The 24,903-nt window shown below is 70.9% G+C and carries 20 protein-coding genes; 19 read left to right on the top strand and 1 reads right to left on the bottom strand.

Annotated elements, in window-relative coordinates; genetic code table 11:
* The first annotated feature begins 6 nt into the window (after nt 1–6).
* The 19 genes from LL946_RS18760 (at nt 7) to LL946_RS18670 (ending at nt 23,942) form a co-directional block, all read left to right on the top strand.
* Nucleotides 7–1,554, top strand: a complete 1,548-nt coding sequence (locus LL946_RS18760) for a UDP-N-acetylmuramoyl-L-alanyl-D-glutamate--2,6-diaminopimelate ligase (RefSeq protein WP_404383440.1) — start codon at nt 7–9, stop codon at nt 1,552–1,554.
* Nucleotides 1,551–2,957 (top strand): UDP-N-acetylmuramoyl-tripeptide--D-alanyl-D-alanine ligase, encoded by a 1,407-nt coding sequence (gene murF / locus LL946_RS18755; RefSeq protein WP_404383438.1) that lies wholly within the window; start codon nt 1,551–1,553, stop codon nt 2,955–2,957. The genes LL946_RS18760 and murF overlap by 4 nt, the downstream gene beginning before the upstream one ends.
* A complete protein-coding gene (gene mraY, locus LL946_RS18750) occupies nt 2,954–4,036 on the top strand; it encodes a phospho-N-acetylmuramoyl-pentapeptide-transferase (RefSeq protein WP_404383436.1) in 1,083 nt (360 codons plus the stop codon). Before murF ends, mraY begins: the two co-directional genes overlap by 4 nt.
* Nucleotides 4,015–5,532 carry a UDP-N-acetylmuramoyl-L-alanine--D-glutamate ligase gene (gene murD / locus LL946_RS18745; protein WP_404383434.1) on the top strand — a complete coding sequence of 506 codons (1,518 nt, stop codon included), beginning with the start codon at nt 4,015–4,017 and terminating at the stop codon, nt 5,530–5,532. Before mraY ends, murD begins: the two co-directional genes overlap by 22 nt.
* Before the next feature lie 13 nt (nt 5,533–5,545).
* Complete coding sequence (gene ftsW, locus LL946_RS18740) at nt 5,546–6,784, top strand: putative lipid II flippase FtsW (RefSeq protein WP_404386951.1); 1,239 nt, start codon at nt 5,546–5,548, stop codon at nt 6,782–6,784.
* Nucleotides 6,781–7,887, top strand: a complete 1,107-nt coding sequence (gene murG / locus LL946_RS18735) for an undecaprenyldiphospho-muramoylpentapeptide beta-N-acetylglucosaminyltransferase (protein ID WP_404383432.1) — start codon at nt 6,781–6,783, stop codon at nt 7,885–7,887. The genes ftsW and murG overlap by 4 nt, the downstream gene beginning before the upstream one ends.
* 2 nt (nt 7,888–7,889) lie before the next feature.
* Entirely contained in the window at nt 7,890–9,335 is a 1,446-nt protein-coding gene (gene murC, locus LL946_RS18730) for a UDP-N-acetylmuramate--L-alanine ligase (protein ID WP_404383430.1), read from the top strand.
* A 5-nt stretch (nt 9,336–9,340) separates the two neighbouring features.
* Nucleotides 9,341–10,108 carry a cell division protein FtsQ/DivIB gene (locus tag LL946_RS18725; protein ID WP_404383428.1) on the top strand — a complete coding sequence of 256 codons (768 nt, stop codon included), beginning with the start codon at nt 9,341–9,343 and terminating at the stop codon, nt 10,106–10,108.
* A 256-nt stretch (nt 10,109–10,364) separates the two neighbouring features.
* Nucleotides 10,365–11,660: a cell division protein FtsZ gene (gene ftsZ / locus LL946_RS18720; RefSeq protein ID WP_404383426.1), complete on the top strand. Its 1,296-nt coding sequence runs from the start codon at nt 10,365–10,367 to the stop codon at nt 11,658–11,660.
* An 87-nt stretch (nt 11,661–11,747) separates the two neighbouring features.
* Complete coding sequence (pgeF, locus tag LL946_RS18715; RefSeq protein WP_404383424.1) at nt 11,748–12,470, top strand: peptidoglycan editing factor PgeF; 723 nt, start codon at nt 11,748–11,750, stop codon at nt 12,468–12,470.
* Complete coding sequence (locus LL946_RS18710) at nt 12,467–13,165, top strand: YggS family pyridoxal phosphate-dependent enzyme (protein WP_404383422.1); 699 nt, start codon at nt 12,467–12,469, stop codon at nt 13,163–13,165. Before pgeF ends, LL946_RS18710 begins: the two co-directional genes overlap by 4 nt.
* A 53-nt stretch (nt 13,166–13,218) precedes the next feature.
* Nucleotides 13,219–13,707, top strand: a complete 489-nt coding sequence (locus tag LL946_RS18705) for a cell division protein SepF (protein WP_404383420.1) — start codon at nt 13,219–13,221, stop codon at nt 13,705–13,707.
* Between the two features lie 45 nt (nt 13,708–13,752).
* Nucleotides 13,753–14,028: a YggT family protein gene (locus tag LL946_RS18700; protein ID WP_404383418.1), complete on the top strand. Its 276-nt coding sequence runs from the start codon at nt 13,753–13,755 to the stop codon at nt 14,026–14,028.
* A gap of 71 nt (nt 14,029–14,099) precedes the next feature.
* Nucleotides 14,100–15,500, top strand: a complete 1,401-nt coding sequence (locus LL946_RS18695) for a DivIVA domain-containing protein (protein ID WP_404383416.1) — start codon at nt 14,100–14,102, stop codon at nt 15,498–15,500.
* Between the two features lie 198 nt (nt 15,501–15,698).
* Nucleotides 15,699–16,517 (top strand): TraR/DksA family transcriptional regulator, encoded by an 819-nt coding sequence (locus tag LL946_RS18690; protein WP_404383414.1) that lies wholly within the window; start codon nt 15,699–15,701, stop codon nt 16,515–16,517.
* Nucleotides 16,490–17,101 carry a signal peptidase II gene (gene lspA / locus LL946_RS18685; protein WP_404383412.1) on the top strand — a complete coding sequence of 204 codons (612 nt, stop codon included), beginning with the start codon at nt 16,490–16,492 and terminating at the stop codon, nt 17,099–17,101. The genes LL946_RS18690 and lspA overlap by 28 nt, the downstream gene beginning before the upstream one ends.
* Complete coding sequence (locus tag LL946_RS18680) at nt 17,094–18,017, top strand: RluA family pseudouridine synthase (RefSeq protein WP_404383410.1); 924 nt, start codon at nt 17,094–17,096, stop codon at nt 18,015–18,017. The genes lspA and LL946_RS18680 overlap by 8 nt, the downstream gene beginning before the upstream one ends.
* 101 nt (nt 18,018–18,118) lie before the next feature.
* Nucleotides 18,119–21,727 (top strand): DNA polymerase III subunit alpha, encoded by a 3,609-nt coding sequence (gene dnaE / locus LL946_RS18675; RefSeq protein WP_404383408.1) that lies wholly within the window; start codon nt 18,119–18,121, stop codon nt 21,725–21,727.
* A complete protein-coding gene (locus LL946_RS18670) occupies nt 21,720–23,942 on the top strand; it encodes a S9 family peptidase (RefSeq protein WP_404383406.1) in 2,223 nt (740 codons plus the stop codon). The genes dnaE and LL946_RS18670 overlap by 8 nt, the downstream gene beginning before the upstream one ends.
* Here LL946_RS18670 and LL946_RS18665 read toward each other — a convergent pair.
* Nucleotides 23,874–24,761 carry a universal stress protein gene (locus LL946_RS18665; protein ID WP_404383404.1) on the bottom strand — a complete coding sequence of 296 codons (888 nt, stop codon included), beginning with the start codon at nt 24,759–24,761 and terminating at the stop codon, nt 23,874–23,876. The two genes, LL946_RS18670 and LL946_RS18665, sit on opposite strands and share 69 nt — an antisense overlap.
* Nucleotides 24,762–24,903 lie beyond the last annotated feature (142 nt).

Raw genomic sequence — 24,903 nt, 5'->3', positions numbered from 1 at the left:
CTGGTCGTGTCTGCACCCCGACCCGCCTCCCGCGACAGCTCGAGCCTGCGTGAGCTCGCGCTGCTCGCCGGCGCACCCACGGACGACTCGACCGGCCTCGACGTGGGTGTCACCGGAGTGACCCTCGACTCCCGTGCCGTCCAGCCCGGTGACCTGTATGCCGCCCTGCCGGGAGCCCGCGCGCACGGCGCCGACTTCGCGGCGCAGGCCGTGGCTGCCGGTGCGGCGGCGGTGCTCACCGACGCCGACGGTGTCGCGCGTCTGCGTGACGCGGGGGTCACTCTCCCCGTGATCGTCGTGGAACACCCGAGGTCGGTGCTCGGCGCCCTGTCGGCACGGATCTACGACACGACCGACCAGAGCCTGACCATGGTCGGGATCACGGGCACCAACGGCAAGACGACGACGGCATACCTCGTCTCGAGTGCGCTCGGGGTCCTCGGGCACCGCACCGGTCTCATCGGCACCGTCGAGACGCGGATCGGTGACGAGCACGTCAAGAGCGTGCGCACGACGCCGGAGTCGACCGACCTGCACGCGATCCTGGCCGTCATGGAGGAGCGCGACACGGACACCTGCGTCATGGAGGTGTCGAGCCACGCCCTGAGCCAGCACCGGGTCGACGGCGTCGTCTACGACCTCGCCCTCTTCACGAACCTGTCCCAGGACCACCTCGACTTCCACGCCGACATGGAGGACTACTTCGGTGCGAAGGCGAGACTGTTCACCCCGGAGCACTCGCTGCGCGGGCTCGTCTGCGTCGACGACATCTGGGGCCGACGGCTCGTCGAGAGGTCGGGCGTGCCCGTGACCACCCTGACGACCGTGGCGGACCGGGAGGCCGACTGGACCGTCGAGGTCGACGCGCAGGACCCGTCGCGCTTCATGCTGCGGGGGAGGGGGATCGAGCTCGACCTGCGCTCGGCCCTGCCGGGTGACTTCAACGTCGCCAACACCGCCATGGCGGCCGTCGCCCTGGTCCTCCTCGGCGAGGAGACCGACGCCGTGAGCCGGGCCATCCTCACCGACCCGCACGTTCCCGGCCGGATGGAGAAGGTCGCCCCCGCGGACGCTGCCGAGGACCTGCTCGCGGTCGTCGACTACGCCCACACGCCCGATGCCGTGGAGGCAGCCCTCGCCGCTCTCAGGCCGGCCACCACCGGGCGGCTCGTCGTCGTCCTCGGTGCCGGTGGCGACCGCGACCGGGGCAAGCGCCACGGCATGGGACGGGCGGCGGCGGGGCTCGCCGACGCCGTCGTCGTCACCGACGACAACCCGCGTGACGAGGACCCGGCCACCATCCGTGCCGCGGTCCTCGAGGGCGCGCGCTCGGTCGGCGCGGACTCGGTGCTCGTCGAGGTCGAGGGCCGGCGTGAGGCCATCCGCGAGGGTGTGCGGCTCGCCCGTGAGGGTGGCCCGGGCTCGGTCGTCGCCGTCGTCGGCAAGGGCCACGAGACCGGGCAGGAGGTCGCGGGTGTCGTCCACCCCTTCGACGACCGTGACGAGCTGCGAGCCGCCCTCGGGGCCGGCAGCACCGAGCAGGGGACGTCGTGATCGCCCTGTCGCTCACCGAGATCGCGGCGGTCACCGGCGGTTCGGTCCACGGGCTCACCACCTCCGCGGAGGCGCCGGTCGTGACCGGTGCCGTCGTCACCGACTCGCGCGAGGCCGAGCCCGGCAGCCTCTACGTCGCGCGCGTCGGTGAGCGGATGGACGGCCACCGGTTCGTCGCCGCGGCCCGCGACAACGGAGCCGTCGCCGCGCTCACGAGCCGCCCCGTCGACGACCTGCCCTGTGTCGTCGTGGACGACGTCCAGGCCGGTTTCGTCGCCATCTCGCGCGCCGTCCTCGACCGCGCGACCGACCTCACCGTCATCGGGATCACCGGCTCCTCCGGCAAGACGAGCACCAAGGACCTCCTCGGCACGGTGCTCGCGGCGAGCGCGCCGACGATCGCGCCGGTCGGGTCCTACAACTCGGAGGTGGGCGTCCCTCTCACGGTCACCCGCGTCACCGACGAGACCCGCTTCCTCGTCGTCGAGATGGGGGCGCGCGGGGTGGGACACATCGAGTACCTCACCCGGATCGCCCCGCCTCGGATCGGTGTCGTCCTCAACGTCGGCACCGCCCACGTCGGCGAGTTCGGTTCTCGGGAGGCGATCGGGCGCGCCAAGGCCGAACTCGTCACCGCACTGCCCCGTGACGGCGTGGCCGTCCTCAACGCCGACGACCCGGTCGTGCGCGCCATGGCCGACCGGACCGACGCGCGCGTCGTGCTCGTCGGCGAGGCCCCCGACGCGACGGTCCGGGCCGAGGACGTGCACGTGGCAAGCGACGGGCGGGCGAGCTTCCGGGCCGTCACCCCCGTCGGCGACGCCTCCCTCACGCTGCGCCTCGTCGGGCGCCACCACGTCGGCAACGCGCTGGCCGTCATCGCGGTCGCGCTCGAGTGCGGACTGCCGCTCGACGTCGTGACGGCCGCGGTCTCCGGCGCGGGTGTCGTGAGCCGGTGGCGCATGGAGGTCACCGAGCGCCCCGACGGCGTGACGATCGTCAACGACGCCTACAACGCCAACCCCGACTCCATGCGCGCCGCCCTCGCGGCCCTCGAGGTCATGGGTCGCGGCCGCCGCACCTGGGCCGTCCTCGGATCGATGCTCGAGCTCGGCGACGGGTCCGACGGCGACCACGCCGAGGTCGGTGCGGAGGCGCAGCGCCGCGGCGTCGACGAGCTCGTCGTCGTGGGCACGACCGCGCGGCCCATGGCCGACGTCGCACCCGTCCCGGGCACCCGGATCCGCTGGGTCGAGGACGCCGGCGAGGCGGAGGCGCTGCTCCGATCGGAAGTCGCCCCGCCGGACGTCGTGTTGTTCAAGTCCAGCCGCGATGCAGGTCTACGGTGGCTCGGAGACAGACTGACCACCCTCGACAACGCCCCCCAGGAGGACCCCCAGTGAAGGCCGTGCTCGTCGCTGCGGTGGTCAGCCTCGTCGTGGCGCTGTTCGGCACCCCGATGTTCATCAAGGTGCTCGTGAGGCGCGGCTACGGCCAGTTCATCCGGGACGACGGCCCCACGTCCCACCACACCAAGCGCGGCACTCCCACCATGGGTGGCGCGGTCATCGTGGCCGCGACGATCACGGCATACGGGATGGCCCACCTGGCGTTCTGGACGGCTCCGAGCTGGAGCGGGGTGCTGGTCCTCTTCCTCATGGCGGGGCTCGGCCTCGTCGGGTTCCTCGACGACTACATCAAGATCAGCAAGCAGCGCAGCCTCGGCCTGCGGTCCAAGGAGAAGCTCTTCGGGCAGACCCTCGTGGCCGTCATCTTCGCGATCCTCGCGCTGCAGTTCCCCAACGACCGCGGCCGGACACCGGCCTCGACGAAGATCTCGTTCGTCCGTGACACCAACCTCGACCTGGCGTTCGCCGGGACGATCGTCGGGGTCCTCCTCTTCATCCTCTTCGCCAACGTCATCATCGCCGGCACGAGCAACGGCGTGAACCTCACCGACGGCCTCGACGGCCTCGCGACCGGCGCCTCGGTGATGACGTTCGCGGCCTACGTGCTCATCGGCATCTGGCAGTTCAACCAGAACTGCCAGACCAACGCCGGCATCAAGTGCTACGAGGTCCGCGACCCGCTCGACCTCGCGATCGTCGCCGCAGCGGCGATGGGCTCCTGCTTCGGGTTCCTCTGGTGGAACGGTTCGCCCGCCAAGATCTTCATGGGTGACACGGGCTCGCTGGCGCTCGGCGGCCTTCTAGCCGGACTCGCCATCGTCACCCGCACCGAGTTCCTCGTCGTCATCCTCGGTGGCCTCTTCGTCACCATCACGTTGTCGGTCATCATCCAGGTCGCGTCGTTCAAGTCGACGGGCAAACGGGTCTTCCGGATGGCCCCGCTCCAGCACCACTTCGAGCTCCTCGGCTGGCAGGAGGTCACGATCGTCATCCGCTTCTGGATCATCGCCGGCCTCTTCGTGGCGCTCGGGCTGGGCCTCTTCTACGCCGAATGGGTCGTGGGCGCGGCATGACCGACGAGATCACCCAGCGGCTCGCGAGGCTCAGTCACCTCACCCATCGCGAGGCCGACTGGGCCGGCCTTCGCGTGCTCGTCGCCGGTCTCGGCGTGAGCGGCTTCGCCGCCGCGGACGCCCTGCTCGAGCGGCACGCCCACGTCGTCGTCGTCGACGGCTCGGCTCCCGACTCCTCGCCCGCCATGGCCGAGCGCGCCCGCATCCTCGAGATCCTCGACGCCGAGCTCCGCTTCGGTCCAGAGCACGTCTCCCGTATGCCGTCCGACCCCGTCGACCTCGTCGTCACCTCACCGGGGTGGGCGCCGACCCAGCCCCTGCTGGTCGCCGCGGCCGAGGCCGGGGTTCCCATCTGGGGCGAGGTGGAGCTGGCGTGGCGCATGCGTCCGCTCGAGGGCGCGGCGCCATGGCTCACGGTGACCGGGACCAACGGCAAGACGACCACCGTGCAGATGCTGACCTCGATCCTGCGTGCCGCGGGCGAGAGGGCGATCAGCGCCGGCAACGTCGGGACCCCGATCCTCGAGGCGGTCATGGACCCGCAGCCGTTCGACGCCATCGCCGTCGAGCTGTCGAGCTTCCAGCTGCACTGGTCGGACTCGATCCGGCCCCAAGCCTCAGCCTGCCTCAACGTCGCGCCCGACCACGTCGACTGGCACGGCGACTACGACTCCTACCTCGCGGCCAAGGGCAAGGTCTACGAGGGCACCGAGATCGCGTGCGTCTACAACGTCGACGACCCCCAGACCGAGCGCCTCGTCGAGGAGGCCGATGTCCAGGAGGGTTGTCGCGCCGTCGGTTTCACCCTCGGCACCCCGGCCCCGTCCATGCTCGGTGTCGTCGGCGACGTCCTCGCCGACCGGGCCTTCGTCGAGCAGCGCCGGCACGCCGCCGCCGAGCTCGCCTCGATCGAGGACCTGCGCGGTGACGCGCCCGACGTCGCGCCGCACCTCGTCGCCAACGCGCTGGCCGCGGCCGCCCTGGCGCGGGCCCACGGCGTCGACGCCGGGGCGGTGCGGGCCGGCCTGAGGGCCTTCCGACCCGAGGCCCACCGCATCGCGCACGTCGCCACGATCGACGACGTCCGCTACGTCAACGACTCCAAGGCCACGAACCCGCACGCGGCCGCAGCGTCGCTCACGGCATACGAGCACGTCGTCTGGGTCGCCGGTGGCCTCCTCAAGGGCGCCGACGTCGACGACCTCGTGAGGTCTGCCGCGGGCCGGCTGCGGGGCGTCGTCCTCCTCGGACGCGACCGGGCGGCGATCGCCGACGCGCTTGCCCGACACGCGCCCGATGTCCCCGTCGTCGACGTCGCCGACACGGACACTGGAGCAATGGACCGCGTCGTCACCGAGGCCACGTCGCTCGCCCAGCCGGGCGACGTCGTACTGCTCGCGCCCGCCGCGGCGTCCATGGACATGTTCGTCAACTACGGCGCGCGCGGAGACGCCTTCGCCGAGGCGGTGCTCCGCCGAGCAGCACCGGGGGAGTGAGTCCGTGAGCAGCATGACCGGGTCGAGGACGGAGCGAGGCTTCGGCGCCGTCCCCGGGTGGCTCGAGCGCCTCGACCGTCCCGTCACCACCTACTACGTCCTCGTCGGGGTCACGACGGTGCTCGTCGGCTTCGGGCTGATCATGGTGCTGTCCGCCTCGACCGTCTCCTCGCTCCAGGCCACCGACTCCGGCTCCGCCTACTCGATCGTCATCAGCCAGATGGTGTTTGCGGTGATCGGTGGGATCGCCCTGCTCGTCGCGTCCCGGCTCTCGGTGCCGATGTGGAAGCGCCTGTCGCTGCCGGTGCTCGTCGTCGGCCTGGTCCTCCAGCTGCTCGTCTTCACACCGCTCGGCGTCGACGTCCAGGGCAACCGCAACTGGCTCGACTTCGGCTTCGTGACGATGCAGCCCTCGGAGCTGCTCAAGGTGGGGCTGGCGCTCAGTGGCGCGGTCATCCTCTCCGCCAAGCGCAAGAGGCTCGCCCAGGTCGGCCACGCGCTGGTGCCCTACGTCTTTCCGGTGGCGATGCTCGCCATCGGTCTCGTGCTGCTCGGCCACGACCTCGGCACGGTCCTCGTCATGTCGGCGGTCGTCGCCGGCGTGCTCTTCACCGCCGGCGTCCCGGGGCGCTGGTTCGCCCTCGCCGCAGCCGGGTTCGCGGCGGTGGCGACCACCTTCGTCATCACCAGCCCCAACCGCCTCGGCCGGTTCGACGTGTGGCTCGGGCGCGACACCGACCAGTTCGGCGCCGCCCGCCAGTCGATTCACGGCCGCTACGCCCTTGCCGACGGCGGGTGGACGGGCGTCGGTCTGGGGCAGTCCCGCGAGAAGTGGGAGTGGCTCTCGGAGCCGCACAACGACTTCATCTTCGCGATCATCGGCGAGGAGCTCGGGCTCCCCGGCACGATCATGGTGCTCGCGCTCTTCGTCGTGCTCGCCCTCGCCTGCTACCGGCTCGTCATGCGGTCCTCGGACTTCTTCGTGCGGGTGGCCACGGCCGGCATCATGAGCTGGATCATCGTCCAGGCCATGATCAACGTCGGCGCCGTCATCGGACTGCTCCCCGTCATCGGCGTCCCGCTGCCACTCGTGTCCTCGGGTGGGTCCTCCCTCGTGACGACGATGCTCGCCCTGGGCATCCTGCTCTCGTTCGCCCGGGCCGAGCCCGGTTGCGCCAAGGCCCTCTCGGGACGCCCCTCGCTCGTGAAGAGGTCCTTCGCGGTCCTCCCGATGCGGCGGTCGAGCCGATGAGCGCGCCGTCGACCATCGGCTCCGTCCTGCTCGCGGGCGGTGGCACGGCCGGTCACGTCTCGCCCCTGCTGGCTCTCGCCGACTGCCTGCGCCGCCGCGAGCCCGACGTGCGCATCGTCGCCCTCGGCACCGCAGAGGGGCTGGAGGCGCGCCTGGTCCCGGCCCGCGGCTACGACCTCGAGGTCGTGCCCAAGGTGCCGATGCCACGCCGGCCCTCGGCCGAACTCCTTCGGCTCCCGGGGTCGCTTCGCCGCGCCGTGGCGGCCGCCGACGCGGCCCTCACCTCGTCCGGTGCTCGGGTGGTCGTCGGCTTCGGTGGCTACGTCTCGACCCCGGCCTACCTCGCGGCGCGACGCCGCGGCATACCCGTCGTCATCCACGAGCAGAACGCGCGTCCCGGCCTGGCCAACAAGCTCGGCTCACGCTTCGCGACGCACGTCGCGGTCACCTTCCCCGGCACGTCGCTGCCGGGCGCGACCGTGACCGGTATGCCGTTGCGCCGCGAGATCGCGCTGCTCGACCGCAAGGCCCGCCGTGCCGAGGCGTTGGCCACGTTCGGCCTCGACCCGCAGTGGCCGACCGTCCTCGTCACCGGAGGCTCGCTCGGCGCGCAGCGGATCAACGAGGCCTTCCGTGGCGCGATGTCCACGCTCCGGGCGGCGGGCGTCCAGGTCCTCCACATCACCGGTGTCGGCAAGGAGTTCCCCGTCGAGGAGGCCGACGCCGGCGCTCCCTACGTCGTCGTCCCCTACGCCGACCGGATGGAGCTCGCCTACGCCGCCGCCGACATCGTCGTGGCACGCTCGGGCGCCAACACCGTCTGCGAGCTCACGGCGGTCGGGCTGCCGGCGGTCTACGTCCCGCTGCCCATCGGCAACGGGGAGCAACGGCTCAACGCCGAGACGGTCATCGCCGCCGGAGGAGGACTGCTCGTCGAGGACGCCGACCTCAGCTCCGCCTGGGTCGAGACGACGCTCGTCCCGCTGCTGCGCGACGCCGCCCGGCTCACCGACATGGCCGCGGCCGCGGCCTCGGTGGGGGAGCGCGACGGTGACGAGCTGCTGGCCGACCTCGTCGCCGACGCCGCGTCCAGGAAGGTCTGACGATGTCGCGCAACCCCCGGTTCGACTTCGCGAGCGAGGTCCCCGGGCTCGAGACGCTGGGCCGGGTCCACTTCATCGCCATCGGCGGCGCGGGCATGTCCGCCGTCGCCCGGATCATGCTGGCGCGCGGTGTGGACGTCAGCGGTTCCGACGCCAAGGACAGCGCCGTTCTCCAGAGCCTGCGGGCCCTCGGTGCACACGTCGTGGTCGGCCATGACGCCGCCAACGTCCGCGACGTCGACACGGTCGTGATCTCCTCGGCCATCCCCGAGTCCAACGTCGAGCTCACCGCCGCCCGCGAGGCCGGATGCCTTGTGCTGCACCGGTCCCAGGGCTTGGCCGCCACGATGCAGGACTCGCGTCCGGCTGCCGTCGCCGGAGCCAACGGCAAGACCACGACGACGTCGATGCTCACGGTCGCCCTGCAGGGTGCAGGCCTCGACCCGTCGTTCGCCTCCGGCGGAGAGCTCACCGGTCAGGGCACCAACGCCGCGTGGGCCGACGGCGACGTCTTCGTCGTCGAGGCCGACGAGAGCGACGGCTCCTTCCTCGTCTACCGGCCCGAGGTCGCGATCGTCACCAACGTGCAGCCGGACCACCTCGACTTCTACGGCACCTTCGACGAGGTCGAGAAGGCCTACGCCGAGTTCGCGGCCTCCCTCCGTCCGGGCGGGCTCCTCGTCGCCTGCGCGGACGACGCCGGCTCGGCGCGTCTCGCCGCACGCGTGGCGGCGTCGGGCACCCGGGTCGTCACCTACGGCTTCGACGCCGCGGCCGACCTCCGGCTCTCCGAGCACCACACCGACGCCGAGGGCATCGGCACCACGACGACCTTCGCGCTGCGAGGGGGCAGCCGAGAGACGCTGCACCTCGCGACACCGGGCGCGCACAACGCCCTCAACGCCGCCGCGGCGTACCTCGCCGCGACCGAGGGCTTCGGGGCCGACCCCGTGCGCGTCCTCGACGGACTTGCCGGGTTCGACGGGGCGCGCCGCAGGTTCGAGGTGCGTGGCGAGGTGCGTGGGGTGACCGTCGTCGACGACTACGCCCACAACCCGGGCAAGGTGGCCGCCGTCGTCTCGACTGCTGCCGAGATCGCGCGCCGACGCGGCGGGCGGCTGCACGTCGCCTTCCAGCCGCACCTCTACTCGCGCACCCGCGACTTCGCCGACGGCTTCGCCAACGGCCTGGCGCCGGCCGACACCGTCGTCCTGCTCGACGTCTACGGCGCCCGGGAGCAGCCGATGGAGGGCATCACGAGCGAGGTCATCGCAGCGCCCCTGCGAGAGCTGTCCGGGAAGCGCGACGTCACCGTCGGCGGCACCTTCGAGTCGATCGCCCTCAGGCTGGCCGAGGTCGCGACCGACGGCGACCTCGTGCTCACCGTCGGTGCCGGCGACGTCACCGAGCTGGCGACCCACGTACTCAGCGCGCTGGGGGAGCGGTGAGCGGCGTGGGTGTGTCGACCCGTGGCCTGCCCCAGGCCGACCCCCGGTTCCGGGAGCGCGCACTGCAGCGACGACGGCGCCCCTGGCTGCGCGGACTCTGGACCGTCCTGTCCCTCGCCCTCGTCGCCGGTCTCGGGTGGCTCGCCTTCTGGAGCCCGGTGTTCGCCGTGCGCACGGTGGAGGTCACGGGCGTCACGGGCGCGGATCGAGCCGCCGTCGCCCGTCTCGTCGCGGTCCCGAACGGGACTCCGCTGGCTCGGGTCGACCTCGACGACGTCGAGGACCGCGTGCGCAGCCGGAGGACGATCGCCGAGGTCTCGGCCGAGCGCGGCTGGCCCGCCACCCTGCGCGTCCGGGTCGTCGCCAGGCAGGCTGCTCTCGTGCTCAGAAACCCTCAGGGTCGACTTGAGGTTGTGGATGCGACAGGTGTCGCGTACGACACCGTGACCGCTCCGCCGCCCGGCGTCCCGTTGGTGAGGGCCGCGTCGTCGAAGGGAACGACGAAGGAGGCCCTCGAGGCCGCCCTCTCGATGGTCCGGACGCTGCCGCCCGACCTCGCCGGCCAGGTGTCCGCGATCGAGGTGAGCACGGCCAACCTCGTCTCGTTCACGCTCGGCGGGATCGAGGTCGTGTGGGGTGGGGCGGACGATGCCGACCGCAAGCTCGCCATCCTGCGCGCACTGGTCCCGACGAAGCCCGAGGTCATCGACGTGAGCGCCCCCGACACGCCCGTGACGCGAGGCGGTCCGTCACCGTCCCCGAGCGCGAAGTAAGCCGTCGCCCGGCGTGACCCCTGGGGCTGGTGGGGGTGATGTGACCCACGTGGTCCTGTTGAGCAAGAATGGTCCGGACTCGGCCACGACACGCCCGCGCGCTCGTTGCATGACGCCGTACGGACGCCTAGCGTCACACCATCGAGTCGTGACCAAACTGTGACTCTTGACTTCAGGTCGAGACTTCGCAGGGCGTCGGACCACGCAGTTTCGAACACCAGCACCGAACTCAGCACTCTCAGGGAAGGCCCACACCGTGGCAACACCACAGAACTACTTGGCCGTCATCAAGGTCGTCGGCATCGGTGGAGGTGGTGTCAACGCCATCAACCGGATGATCGAGGTCGGTCTCAAGGGCGTCGAGTTCATCGCGATCAACACCGATGCGCAGGCACTGCTCATGAGCGACGCCGACGTCAAGCTCGACGTGGGCCGTGAGCTGACCCGCGGGCTCGGCGCCGGCGCCGACCCCGAGGTCGGCAAGAAGGCCGCCGAGGACCACGCCGAGGAGATCGAAGAGGTCCTCAAGGGCGCCGACATGGTGTTCGTCACCGCCGGTGAGGGTGGCGGCACCGGCACCGGTGGCGCCCCGGTCGTCGCGCGCATCGCCAGGGGCCTGGGGGCCCTCACCATCGGCGTCGTCACGCGCCCGTTCACCTTCGAGGGGCGCCGTCGCGCCAACCAGGCCGAGTCCGGCATCGCCAGCCTGCGCGAGGAGGTCGACACCCTCATCGTCATCCCCAACGACCGGCTGCTGTCGATCAGCGACCGCGCCGTGTCGATGCTCGACGCGTTCCGCAGCGCCGACCAGGTGCTGCTGTCCGGTGTCCAGGGCATCACCGACCTCATCACGACGCCGGGCCTGATCAACCTCGACTTCGCCGACGTCAAGTCGGTCATGCAGGGAGCCGGGTCGGCGCTCATGGGCATCGGGTCGGCTCGTGGCGAGGACCGCGCGGTCCAGGCCGCCGAGCTCGCCATCTCCAGCCCGCTGCTCGAGGCGAGCATCGACGGAGCCCACGGCGTCCTGCTCTCGATCCAGGGTGGCAGCGACCTCGGCCTCTTCGAGATCAACGAGGCCGCCCGCCTCGTCCAGGAGGCCGCGCACCCCGAGGCCAACATCATCTTCGGCGCGGTCATCGACGACGCCCTCGGCGACGAGGTGCGCGTCACCGTCATCGCCGCCGGGTTCGACGGTGGCACGCCCGCCAAGCGCCCCGACGAGCGCGGCATCGGCAGCATCCAGGGTCCGAGCAAGGCGCAGCAGGCCGCAGCCCAGGCCCAGCAGCAGGCGTCCCCGGCCCAGGCCCCGCCGCAGCGACAGACCGCGCCGCAGAACGGCAACGGGGCGCAGCGCCCGGTCCACGTCGAGCCCCAGCCGGTGCAGGCCTCGGCGGTCCCGCCGGTCGCTCGGGCGGCGGAGCCGGTGCGCCAGCCCGGCGACTCGGCTCACGCGCATCGCAGCGCTGAGGCCGAGCAGCGTCCGGCGCCGCCGCGGACGGTGACCTTCGACGACGGCGACGACCTGGACGTGCCCGACTTCCTCAAGTGAGGCACCTGCACCTGGCGCGCTGACCTGCGCGCACCCCGAGGGCGACCGGCCGTGGCCGGTCGCCCTCGGCGCGTCTACGGTGGACCCGTGTTCTTCTGGCGTGACGACCTGGGCGGGATCCGCCGCGCGTTCACCGACCGCGCGGGCGGGGTGAGCGAACCCCCGTATGCCGGCCTCAACCTCGGTGGGCACGTCGGCGATGCCTCGGATGCGGTGCGGGAGAACCGGATTCGCGTCGCTCGCGAGCTCGGCGTCGATGTCTCGCGCCTCGTCTTCATGGACCAGTGCCATGGCAGCGACGTCGCCGCCGTCACCGACAAGCCTGCCGGTCCGCTCGCCGTCGACGGCCTCGTGACCGCCGAGCCCGGCCTCGCCCTGGCTGTCCTCGTCGCCGACTGCACGCCGGTGCTGATGTCCGACCAGGAGGCCGGCGTCATCGGTGCCGTCCACGCGGGGCGCCCCGGCATGACGGGCAGGATCGTGGCGAAGGCGGTCGAGGCGATGCGTGACCTGGGTGCGCGACGGATCGCGGCCGTCGTCGGTCCGAGCGTGTGCGGTCGCTGTTACGAGGTTCCCGCGGAGATGCGCGAGGCGGCGGCCTCGGTGAGCCCGGAGGCCAGCGCCGTGTCGTGGACGGGAACCCCGGCGATCGACGTCGCCGCCGGAGTCGTGGCGCAGCTGCGCGATGCCGGCGTCGAGGACCTCTCGTGGGTCCCGGGCTGCGCGCGCGAGGAGCGGTCGTTGTTCTCCTACCGCCGCGACGGGACCACGGGACGGTTCGCCGGCGTCATCGTGCGGAGCGCGTCGTGACCGGACGCCGCGAGGAGCTGGCGGCCCGCCTGGCGGAGGTGCACGCCCGGATCGAGCGCGCCGCCACCGCGGCCGGCCGGGATGCGGCGGAGATCGAGCTCGTGGTCGTGACGAAGTACTTCCCCGTCAGCGACGTCGACCTCCTCGTCGAGCTCGGCGTCCGCCACATCGGCGAGAACAAGGACCAGGAGGCCGGCACCAAGGTGGCCGAGCTCGACCGTCGTGACGACGTCACCGTCCACTTCATCGGCCAGCTCCAGTCCAACAAGGCCGCCCACGTCGCGTCCTACGCCGACGTCGTGCAGTCCGTGGACCGGGCGAAGATCGTCACGGCCCTCGACCGCGCGGCCGACCGGCACGGCCGGCGGCTGGACGTGCTGCTCCAGGTCGCGCTCGACGACGCCGACGGCAGGGGAGGCGCTGCGCCGGCGCAGGTGCCCGAACTCGCCGACCTCGTCGCGCAGGCGGGCTCGCTCCGGCTGCGCGGTGTCATGGCCGTGGCACCGCTCGGTGCCGAGGCCAGGCCGGCCTTCGCGCGGCTGCGGGAGGTCGCGGACGGCATACGGGCAGGTCATCCGGAGGCGACGTGGATCTCGGCCGGGATGAGCGCCGATCTCGAGGAGGCCGTTGCCGAGGGAGCGACACACCTGCGTGTCGGGACGGCAATACTCGGTTCCCGTCCGTCACTTGGGTAACTTCTTTTCACGAACACGGTCATGGTGACCGCCGATTCGCACAAGGAGTACTCATGGCTGGCGCGCTGCGCAAGACGATGGTCTACCTCGGGCTGGCCGAGGACGAGGGCCGTTACTACGACGAGGCCTACGACGAGTACGACTCGGCCGACGACTACGAGGCGGCCGATGACCGGGAGACGCGTGAGCGCCCGGCCGAGGTCACGCCCCTGACCACGCGTCGCAGCGTGGCCCAGGTCGTGCGGACCACGGAGGCGTCGGGGATCTCGCGGATCACGACCATCCACCCGCGCACCTACAACGAGGCCAAGACCATCGGCGAGAACTTCCGCGAGGGCACGCCGGTCATCATGAACCTCACCGACATGGACGACGCCGACGCCAAGCGCCTCGTCGACTTCGCCGCTGGTCTCGTCTTCGGCCTGCACGGCGCCATCGAGCGCGTCACCGCCAAGGTGTTCCTGCTCTCGCCGTCGACGGTCGAGGTCAATGCCGAGGAGTCCGTGGCCGTGCCCGGGCGCACCCTGTTCAACCAGAGCTGACCCCCGGCCCAGCGGACCCACAGGCCGTTCACGCACACTGTCGCCATGGACGCCGTGCTCTCGACGCTCAAATTCATCATCTGGCTCTACCTGTTGGTCGTCTTCGGGCGGCTCGTCCTCGACTGGATCCGGGTCTTCGCCCGCGACTGGAGGCCGCGCGGGGTGGTGCTCGTCATCGCCGAGGCGGTGTACACCCTGACCGATCCGCCGCTCAAAGCGTTGCGCAAGGTCATCCCGCCGCTGCGCCTCGGAGGGGCCTCCATCGACCTGGGCTTTCTCGTCCTGGTGCTCGGTCTCTACCTTCTTCTTGCGATCCTCTAGGCTGGATCGCTGAGCCCCTGTGTCCTCTGCGGCACAGGGCACCCTGAACCGATCGATACAGAGGAGTTGACATGGCGTTGTCGCCCGAGGACGTCCTCAACAAGACGTTCACGACCACCCAGTTCCGACGCGGCTACGACGAGCGCGAGGTCGACGACTTCCTCGATGACATCGTCGCCGAGATGCGTCGGATGACGAAGACGGACGAAGAGGTGCGCAAGCAGCTCAACGACTGCCGGCAGGGTCGCGGGCTCGAGCCCGTCACCGCCGCGATGCCGGCGCCGGCCGCCGTCACTCCCGACCGCTCCGCCGAGATCGCCAGGCTCGAGGGACGCAACACCGAGCTCGAGGCCCGGGTGCGCGAGCTCGAGGAGCTCGAGGGCAAGAACCAGCTCTCCCAGGACCAGGGTGAGGTCGACGGCCTCTCCCGGCGCAACAACGAGCTCGAGGCGCGGGTGCGCGAGCTCGAGGGCACACTGGCCGAGTCCGAGCGCGAGATCGCCGACCTCCGTGGCCGCCACGACTCCCTCGTCGGTGAGCGCGACTCCCTCGTCGGTGAGCGCGACTCCCTCGTCGGTGAGCGCGACTCCCTCGTGGGTGAGCGCGACGGCCTGCGTGGCGAGCGTGACTCGCTCGTCGGGGAGCGCGACTCCATCGCCGCCGAGCGCGACCGTGAGTGTGCCGAGCGCGAGGCTGCGTCCGCCAAGAACGCCAAGGACCGGCAGGCCATCTACGACAAGGCGAACAGCAGCGCCGACGAGCAGATCGCGACCCTGCGTGCGCGGGTCGAGGAGGCCGAGCGCGAGGCCCAGAACCGGATCCAGAAGGCCCAGGCCGCGGCCGAGAAGGCCGAGTCGGAGGCGCAGGAGCGCGCCGCCAAGGTGAGTGCCCAGCCCGACGCAGGGCAGGCCGGCGACCTCGCAGCGCTCGCCGGCGCAGGTGCCGGTGCCGGTTCGGCTGCGGGCGTCCTGGCGCTGGCCCAGCGTCTGCACGACGAGCACGTCTCCGCCGGTGAGTCCCGCCGCGACGAGCTCCTCCGTGAGGCTCAGTCCCGCCACGACGAGCTCATCTCCACCGGTGAGTCCAAGCACCACGAGTTCATCAACACCGGTCAGTCCCGGCACGACGAGCTCATCAGCACCGCCCAGGCCCGGCACGACGAGCTCATCAGCACGGCCCAGACGCAGCACGACACGATGCTCGCCGAGGCGAACAGCAAGCGCGAGGAGCTCATCACCGAGGCCCGCGAGCGCTCGACGGGCATGGTCCACGAGGCGCAGCAGCGCAAGGCCGCCATCCTCCAGGAGCTGAGCGAGGAGCGTGCGGTGCTCGAGCGCAAGATCGAGCAGCTGCGCGGCTTCGAGCGTGACTACCGCGGTCGCCTCAAGACCTACATCGAGGGTCAGCTCAAGGAGCTCGACCACACCGCGGTCGACGTCGAGGTCGAGGAAGCCGCCAAGCAGAACCAGTGACACGTCACTGATCCCAGCTCGCACGAAGGGCACCCGGTCCGACCGGGTGCCCTTCGGCGTGTTAGGCGGCCGTATGCCGGATGGTGCCGTCGCAGGTCGTCTGGCGTTTTGCGTTGTGGTGCCGTTGATCAGGGCTTATCCTCGCCGCACGTGGTCGAGCCCCCCGGGCCCGACCTTTGTTGACGAGTGAGGACAGGCATGGCTGCCAAGCGCGCTCCCTCGGGGGCCACCAGGGCTGGATCCGGCAAGGCTGCTTCCGTCAAGGCGGTGGCGAAGAAGGCGGGTGCCAAGGCCTCCGCGGCGGTGAAGAAGGCCACCGCGAAGAAGGGCTCGACGACGAAGGTCGCGGCGAAGAAGGCTCCGGCCACGAAGGCTGCGGCCACGAAGGTCGCGGCGAAGAAGGCTCCGGCCACCAAGGCTGCGGCGAAGAAGGCTCCGGCCACGAAGGTCGCGGCGAAGAAGGCTCCCGCCACCAAGGTCGCGGCGAAGAAGGCTCCCGCCACCAAGGCTGCGGCGAAGAAGGCTCCAGCCACCAAGGCTGCGGCGAAGAAGGCTCCCGCCACCAAGGCTGCGGCGACGAAGGCTCCCGCCACGAAGGCTCCCGCGAGGAAGGCCACCAAGAAGGTCTCCCTCGTCGTCAAAGAGGATGAGTCACCGTGGACCGCCAAGGAGCTGCGGGAGGTCCGTGCCGGGATCGAGGCGGACGTCGCCCAGCTGCGTGCCGAGCTCGCGCAGGCCGAGTCCGAGCTGTCCGACCTGCTGCGTGACTCCGGTGACGGCGCCGGCGACGACCAGGCCGACGCCGGGGCCAAGACCTACGAGCGCGAGCAGGAGATCGCCCTCGCCGACAACGCCCGCGAGATGCTCCACCAGAACGAGCACGCGCTCGAGCGGCTCGACAACGGGACCTACGGAGTGTGCGAGTCCTGCGGCCAGCCGATCGGCAAACTTCGCCTCCAGGCCGCACCTCGTGCGACCCTATGCATGACATGCAAGATGAAACAGGAACGCCGCTGACCTCCAGCCCCCAGTCCACCCCCGCACCGGCCCCGGAAGAACGCCAGGGCCGGTCGCGGCTGTTTGCGCTCCTCATCGGTGTCGGCGTCCTCACGCTCGTGCTCGACCAGGGCTCCAAGGTGTGGGCGCTGGGCGCCCTCACGCCGGGGGAGCCGCGCGACCTCCTCGGCCCGCTGCTGCGGCTCAACCTCATCCGCAACGCGGGTGCGGCCTTCTCCCTCGGTGACGGTGTCACGTGGCTGCTCACCCTCGTGGCCCTGGCGATCGTCGTCTGGGTCGGCCGGGCCGCCGTCCGGGTCGGTCACGGAGGCTGGGCCGTCACCCTCGGCATGCTCCTCGGTGGTGCGATCGGCAACCTCATCGACCGGATCTTCCGCGCGCCGGGGTTCGGTCGCGGCCACGTCGTCGACTTCATCGACTACTTCGGGCTGTTCATCGGCAACGTCGCGGACATCGCGATCGTCGTCGCTGCCGGCATGGGAGCGGTCCTCGCGCTGCGCGGCATACCCCTCGAAGGCGTGACGCACGGCCGGCACGAAGCCGGCCAGGACGACGACGAGAGCGAGGGGGGCGACGATGTCTGACAGCCGCACCGTCCTCGTCCCCGAGGGCCTCCAGGGCGAGCGCGTCGACGCCGCGATGGCGCGCCTCTTCGGGCTCTCGCGCACCCGCGCCGCCGACCTCGCGGCCGACGGAGGCGTCAGCGTCAACGGGGCGAGCGTGGGCAAGTCCCACCGTGTCCACGGTGGCGACATGCTCGAGGTGACCCTGCCGAGCGCCGACCCGAGCCCGACGCTCGAGGTCATCGCCGAACCCGTCCCGGGCATGGGGATCATCCATGACGACGACGACATCGTCGTCGTCGACAAGCCGGTCGGCGTGGCCGCGCACCCCAGCGTCGGGTGGACCGGGCCCACGGTCCTCGGCGGCCTGGCGGCGGCCGGCTACCGCATCTCGACGAGCGGCGCCAGCGAGCGCCAGGGCATCGTGTCGCGGCTCGACGTCGGCACGTCCGGCCTCATGGTCGTCTGCAAGAGCGAGCGCGGCTACTCGCTGCTCAAGCGGGCCTTCAAGGAGCGGACGGTCGACAAGACCTACCACACGCTCGTCCAGGGCCTCCCCGACCCGCTCGTCGGCACGATCGACGCCCCGATCGGGCGCCACCCCGGCCACGACTACAAGTTCGCGGTCATGGAGTCGGGCAAGCACGCCGTCACCCACTACGAGCTCCTCGAGGCCTTCCGCCACGCGAGCCTGCTGGAGATCCACCTCGAGACAGGGCGCACCCACCAGATCCGGGTGCACTTCTCGGCGCTGCGCCACCCGTGCGTCGGTGACCTCACCTACGGCGCCGATCCGACGCTGGCCAAGAAGCTGGGGCTCGAGCGCCAGTGGCTGCACGCCGTCGGGCTGGGCTTCGAGCACCCGGGCACCGGGGAGTGGGTCACCTTCGAGAGCCAGTACCCGCAGGACCTCCAGGACGCCCTCGACCGCCTCTGACGGCGTCCCTCGGGGCTCTTCCGCCAGTCACACGGGTCACATCCGCCACACCGTGGCGAGCCGTTCGGGGCTGTCGCCGGAGCGACCTAGGATGATCCACGATGTCGTCGCCCACCTCCTCCCCAGCCCCGGACAGCACGGACAGCTTCGTCCACCTGCACGTCCACACCGAGTACTCCATGCTGGACGGAGCGGCTCGGATCGGGGATCTCTTCACCCGGGCCTCCGAGCTCGGTATGCCGGCCCTCGCGATGACCGACCACGGTTACCTCTACGGGGCGCACGAGTTCTGGCGCAAGGCCCAGGGGACCGGCGTCAAGCCGATCATCGGGCTCGAGGCCTACGTCACGCCGGGCACCCACCGCACCGACAAGACGCGCGTCAAGTGGGGTGACGAGCGCACCCGTCCCGGCGACGACGTCTCCGGCTCCGGCGCCTACACTCACATGACGCTGCTGGCCAAGAACAACAACGGCCTGCGCAACCTCTTCCAGATGGACAGCCAGGCCTCGCTCGACCAGGTCTACGCCAAGTGGCCGCGCCTCGACCGCGAGCTCATCGACCAGCACGGCCAGGGCCTCATCGCCACGACCGGCTGCCCCTCGAGCGAGATCCAGACCCGGCTCCGCCTCGGCCAGTACGACCTGGCCAAGCAGGCGGCGAGCGACTACCGCGACATCTTCGGCGCCGAGAACTACTTCTGCGAGGTCATGGACCACCAGAACGAGATCGAGCGCCGCACGATCAAGGACCTGCTGCGGCTGGCCAAGGAGCTCGACCTCCCGCTCCTCGCGACCAACGACAGCCACTACACCTACCCCGAGGACTCACAGGCGCACGGCGCCCTGCTGTGCGTCCAGTCCGGCTCGACCCTCATGGACCCCAACCGGTTCAAGTTCGACGGTGACGGCTACTACCTCAAGACCGCTGCCGAGATGCGCCACATCTGGCGCGAGCTGCCGGAGGCGTGCGACAACACCCTCCTCGTCGCCGAGATGTGCGAGGTGTCCTTCACCGAGGGTGAGGGCCGCTACATGCCGAAGTTCCCCTGCCCGCCGGGGGAGAGCGAGGACTCCTGGTTCATCAAGGAGGTCCAGACCGGCCTGCGCGAGAGGTTCCCGGACGGCATACCGGAGTATGCGCAGAAGCAGGCGGACTTCGAGATCGAGGTCATCGTCTCCAAGGGCTACCCCGGCTACTTCCTCGTCGTCGCCGACTTCATCAACTGGGCCAAGAAGAACGGCATCCGCGTGGGTCCGGGTCGTGGCTCGGGTGCCGGCTCGATGTGCGCCTACGCGATGAAGATCACCGACCTCGACCCGATCCCGCACGGGCTGATCTTCGAGCGCTTCCTCAACCCCGAGCGCGCGTCCATGCCGGACTTCGACATCGACTTCGACGAGCGCCGGCGCGGCGAGGTCATCCGCTACGTCACCGAGAAGTACGGCGCCGAGCGGGTCGCGCAGATCGTCACCTACGGCACGATCAAGGCCAAGCAGGCGGTCAAGGACTCGGCCCGGGTCATGGGCCACCCGTTCAACGTCGGCGAGCAGCTCACCAAGGCCATGCCGCCGGACGTCATGGGCAAGGGTGTGCCGCTGTCCGGCATCTACGACCCCGAGCACCCGCGCTTCGGCGAGGGCAAGGAGTTCCGCGAGCTCGTCGAGACCGAGCCGCACTTCAAGGAGATCGTCGAGACGGCCAAGGGCCTCGAGGGCCTCAAGCGCCAGTGGGGCGTCCACGCCGCCGGCGTCATCATGTCGAGCGAGCCGCTCATCGACGTCATCCCGATCATGAAGCGGCTCCAGGACGGGCAGGTCCTCACCCAGTTCGACTACCCGACCTGCGAGACGCTCGGCCTGGTCAAGATGGACTTCCTCGGCCTGCGCAACCTCACGATCCTCGACGACGCGATCGAGAACGTGAAGGCCAACCGCGACGAGGACCTCGACCTCGACGCGCTGTCCAAGGACATGACCGACAAGGCGACCTACGAGCTGCTCGCCCGCGGCGACACGCTCGGGGTCTTCCAGCTCGACGGCGGCGGCATGCGCACACTGCTCAAGCTCATGCAGCCGGACAACTTCGAGGACATCTCCGCGGCCCTCGCGCTCTACCGACCCGGCCCCATGGGCGTCAACGCGCACACCAACTTCGCGCTGCGCAAGAACGGCAAGCAGGAGCTCACGCCGCTCGACCCGATGCTCAAGGGCAAGCTCCAGCAGGAGATGATCGACGCCCTCGGGCCGATCCTCGGCACGACCTATGGCCTGGTGATCTACCAGGAGCAGGTCATGGAGATCGCCCAGAAGCTCGCCGGCTACACCCTCGGCAACGCCGACCTCCTCCGCCGCGCCATGGGCAAGAAGAAGAAGGAGGTCCTCGACGCCGAGTACGTCCCCTTCTCCCAGGGCATGAAGGCCAAGGGCTTCAACGAGGCCTCGATCGCGGCGCTGTGGGGCGTCCTCGTCCCCTTCTCCGACTACGCGTTCAACAAGGCCCACACCGCGGCATACGGGCTCGTCTCGTACTGGACCGCCTACCTCAAGGCCAACTACCCGGCCGAGTACATGGCCGGCCTGCTCACGAGCGTCGGCGACGACAAGGACAAGTCCGCCCTCTACCTCGGCGAGTGCCGGCGGATGGGCATCAAGGTCCTCCCGCCCGACGTCAACGACTCCGTCGCCCGGTTCGCCGCCGTCGGCACCGACATCCGTTTCGGCATGGCTGCCATCCGCAACGTCGGCCACAACGTCGTCGAGGCGATCATCGGCGCGCGCGAGGAGAAGGGCGCGTTCACCTCGTTCCGCGACTTCCTCTCCAAGTGCCCGGCCGTGGTCTGCAACAAGCGCACCATCGAGTCGCTCATCAAGGGCGGCGCCTTCGACGGGCTGGGCGAGACGCGCGCCGGGCTGCTGCGCATCCACGAGGAGTACGTCGACGCGTTCGTCTCGGTCAAGCGGCAGGAGGCGATCGGCCAGGACTCGCTGTTCGGCGCCTTCGGTGACGACGGCGACGCCGGCGGTCCCGACGCGATGATGGGGCTCACCCCCGTCCCCACGGTCGAGTGGGACAAGTCGACCCTGCTCACGTTCGAGCGCGAGATGCTCGGCCTCTACGTCTCCGACCACCCGCTCTTCGGTGTCGAGCACGTCCTCCAGCAGCACGCCGACACGGCGATCGCGACGCTGAGCGCCGAGGACGGCAAGCCCGAGGGCTCGATGGTCACCGTCGCCGGCCTCATCACCGGGCTCCAGGTCAAGCGCACCAAGAAGGGCGATCTCTGGGCCATCGCGACCGTCGAGGACCTCGAGGGTGCGATCGAGTGCCTCTTCTTCCCGAGCGCCTACCTCACCGTGTCGACGATGCTCTCGCAGGACGTCGTCGCGGTCGTGCGGGGCAAGGTCAACCGTCGCGACGACTCCGTGTCGATCTATGCGCAGGAGCTCACGCTGCCCGAGCTCACGGAGGGGCCGCGAGGGCCGGTCGTCGTCACCCTCGACACCCTGCGTGCGACGACCGGGCGGATGGAGGAGCTCAAGGGCGTCCTGGCCAACCACCCCGGCACGACCGAGGTCCACCTCAAGCTCACCAAACCGGGCAGGAGCACCCTCATCAAGCTCGACGACGCGCTGCGGGTCAACGCGACCGAGTCGCTCTTCGGCGACCTCAAGGTTCTCCTGGGCCCGAGGTGCCTCACCGGTGGCTGAGCCGACGCAACAGACCGCACAGGCCTCGCCGACTCCGCCGAGGGCAGTGACGCGCGAGCACGTGCGCGAGCACCACGGCGACCGCGTCGTCGACCCCTACGAGTGGCTGCGCGACGGCGACGACCCCGCGGTGCTCGCCCTCCTCGAGGCCGAGAACGCCTACGCCGACGCCCGCACCACGCACCTGCAACCGTTGCGGGACAGCATCTTCGGCGAGATCAAGTCCCGGGTGCTCGAGACCGACCTGTCGGTCCCGGTGCGGTCCGGTCCGTGGTGGTACTACTCGCGCACCGTCGAGGGCCAGCAGTACGCCATCCACGCCCGAGTGCCGGTGACCGACCCGTCGCAGCGCCCGGTCATCGCTCCGGGCGAGACGCCCGAGGGTGAGCAGGTGCTCGTCGACGGCAACGTCGAGGCCGGCGACTCGGAGTTCTTCGCGATCGGCGCCCTCACGGTGAGCCCCGACCACACCCGGCTCGCCCTGGCGACCGACACCACGGGCGACGAGCGCTTCGACCTCGTCGTGCGCGACCTCGAGACCGGCGCGACGCTCGACGACGCGATCACCGGCATCGGCTACGGCGTCGAGTTCTCCCACGACGGGCGCACGATCTTCTACACGCGCGTCGACGACGCATGGCGGCCCCACCAGCTCTGGCGACGGGTGGTCGGGAGCGACCCGGCCACCGACGTGCTCGTCCATGACGAGCCGGACGAGCGTTTCTGGATGGGCGTCGGCTCCAGCCGCGACGACCGGTGGGTCATCCTCGCCCTCGGGTCCAAGACCACCTCCGAGGTCCGCCTGCTCGACGCGACGACGCCGGAGGCCGACTTCCGTGTGGTGGCACCCCGGCGTGACGGTGTCGAGTACGACGTCGAGCCGGCGTCCGACCGGCTGCTCATCGTCCACAACACCGACAACCCCGACTCCGACCTCGCCTGGGCGCCGCTCGACGCGACGAGCCACGAGCAGTGGCGTCCGCTGCTCGCGGCCGGTCAGGGTGAGCGGTTCCTCGGGGTCGACGCGTTCGACGAGGTCGCGGTGCTCTCCCTGCGGCGCGACGGGCTGACGTCGCTCTCGGTGCTGCGCGTCGACGCCGCGGACGAGTCCGGGTATGCCGCACCCGTCCCGGTCTCCTTCGACGAGCCGATCTATGCCGTCGGGCTGGGAGACAACCCCGAGCCCGGTCAGACCCGCGTCCAGGTCGTCTACGAGTCGTTCGTGACCCCGCACACCGTGCTCGAGCTCGACCTCGTCAGCGGGGAGCGCACCGTTCTCAAGCAGCAGCCGGTCCTGGGTGACGTCGACCTCTCCGACTACGTCCAGCGCCGCGAGTGGGCCACCGCCTCGGACGGCACCCGGGTGCCGATCTCGGTCGTGCACCGGGCCGACCTCGGACCGGACGGGACCCACCCCGGGCTGCTCACGGCATACGGGGCCTATGAGCACTCGAGCGACCCCTACTTCTCCGTGGCCCGGCTCTCCCTGCTCGACCGCGGGGTGGTCCACGCGACCGCCCACGTGCGCGGCGGCGGCGAGATGGGTCGGCACTGGTACGACCAGGGCAAGCTGCTGGCCAAGCCCAACACCTTCTCCGACACCGTCGCCTGCGCCGACCGGCTCGTCGAGCTCGGCTGGGTGGCTCCGGACCGCCTCGGGCTCGAGGGCGGTTCTGCCGGGGGCCTGCTCGTCGGCGCGGTGCTCAACCTCGCGCCCGGCCGCTTCCGGGTCGCGCACGGCGCGGTGCCGTTCGTCGACGCGCTCACGACGATCCTGCGGCCCGACCTGCCGCTCACCGTGGGGGAGTGGGAGGAGTGGGGCAACCCGCTCGAGGACCCCGAGGTCTACGCCGTGATGAAGGGCTACACCCCCTACGAGAACGTTGCGGCACAGGCCTATCCGGCGATCCTGGCCACGACGAGCCTGCACGACACCCGCGTGTTCTTCACCGAGGCGGCGAAGTGGGTCGCTCGCCTGCGGGCGACGGTCACCAACGACGAGGCGACGCGACCCATCCTGCTGCGCACCGAGATGTCGGCCGGGCACGGTGGCCGCAGTGGACGCTACGCAGCGTGGGAGCAGGTGGCGTGGGAGTGGGCCTTCGTCCTCGACCAGCTCGGTGCGACCGCGCGCCTTCCCGCGAGGTCAGAGTGTCCGCGGGTGCACGAGGACGAGCGGACACGCCGTCCGGCCGAGGAGCCTGCTCGAGACTGAGCCGAGGTGCAGCCCGGGGAAGCCACCGGTGCCGCGTGCCCCGACCACGACGAGGTCGGCTGTGTCGGCAGCCTGGATGAGCGCGGCCACGGGCGAGCTCCGCACGACCTCGTGTCGGACCTTGACGTCGGGGTGTGCGGTGCTGCTCGTCGCGATCTCCCGGCCCACCTTCTGCTCGAGGTCGCTCTCGTATGCCGGCCAGCTCGAGTCCGTCTGCAGCGTCGGGTCCTCGGGTCCCTTGGCCTCCCACGCGTGGACGACGACGAGCTCGGCCTGTCGCGAGGCGGCGTAGTCGAACGCGGTGTGGAGAGCGGCTGCCGACGGCGCCGAGCCGTCCACGCCGACGACGACCCGGTGGTGCGGCGTCTCGCTGTGGCCCTCGTGCCCGACGATGACGACCGGACAGGTGGCGTGGGCAGCGACCTGCTGGGCCACCGCGCCGATCGTCGCCCGGCTGAGCAGTCCGTGTCCGACGGCCCCGAGGACGACCATGGTGGCGTCGTGGGAGGCCTTGACCAGCGCGGGTGAGGCGAAGCCCGGGGGCAGTGATGTCGTCACCGTGAGCGTCGGGTCGACCGCGTGGGCCCTCGCCCGTGCGGTGGCGAGCAGCCGCTCACCCTCGGACTTGATCGAGCTCTGGTCGGTGCTGCCGAAGCCGAGCATCGGGATGTCCGGCGCGAAGGCATGGATGAGGTGCACGGAGAGTGACCGCTGCGAAGCGAGCTCGGCGGCCCACGCCAGCGCCGCCCATCCGTGCGCGGACCCGTCGATCCCGACGACGATCCTCGCGGTGGGGATGGGGGATGTGATGCCACTCATGACGCCTCCACGACTCTGTGGTCTGGCGGCGGGAGCCTCGCGGCCCGGGACCGGTGGCCCCGTCGTCACGAACCCCTCGGGTCCGTGCTCCCATTCTGGACCCGAACGGGGTCGGCGCGCGGACGGACTCGCAGGAACGACC

Origin of the sequence: Knoellia locipacati (assembly GCF_044791685.1) — a bacterium.
Taxonomy (GTDB): Bacteria; Actinomycetota; Actinomycetes; order Actinomycetales; family Dermatophilaceae; genus Knoellia; species Knoellia locipacati_A.
This window is presented reverse-complemented; position numbering and strand designations above follow the sequence as displayed.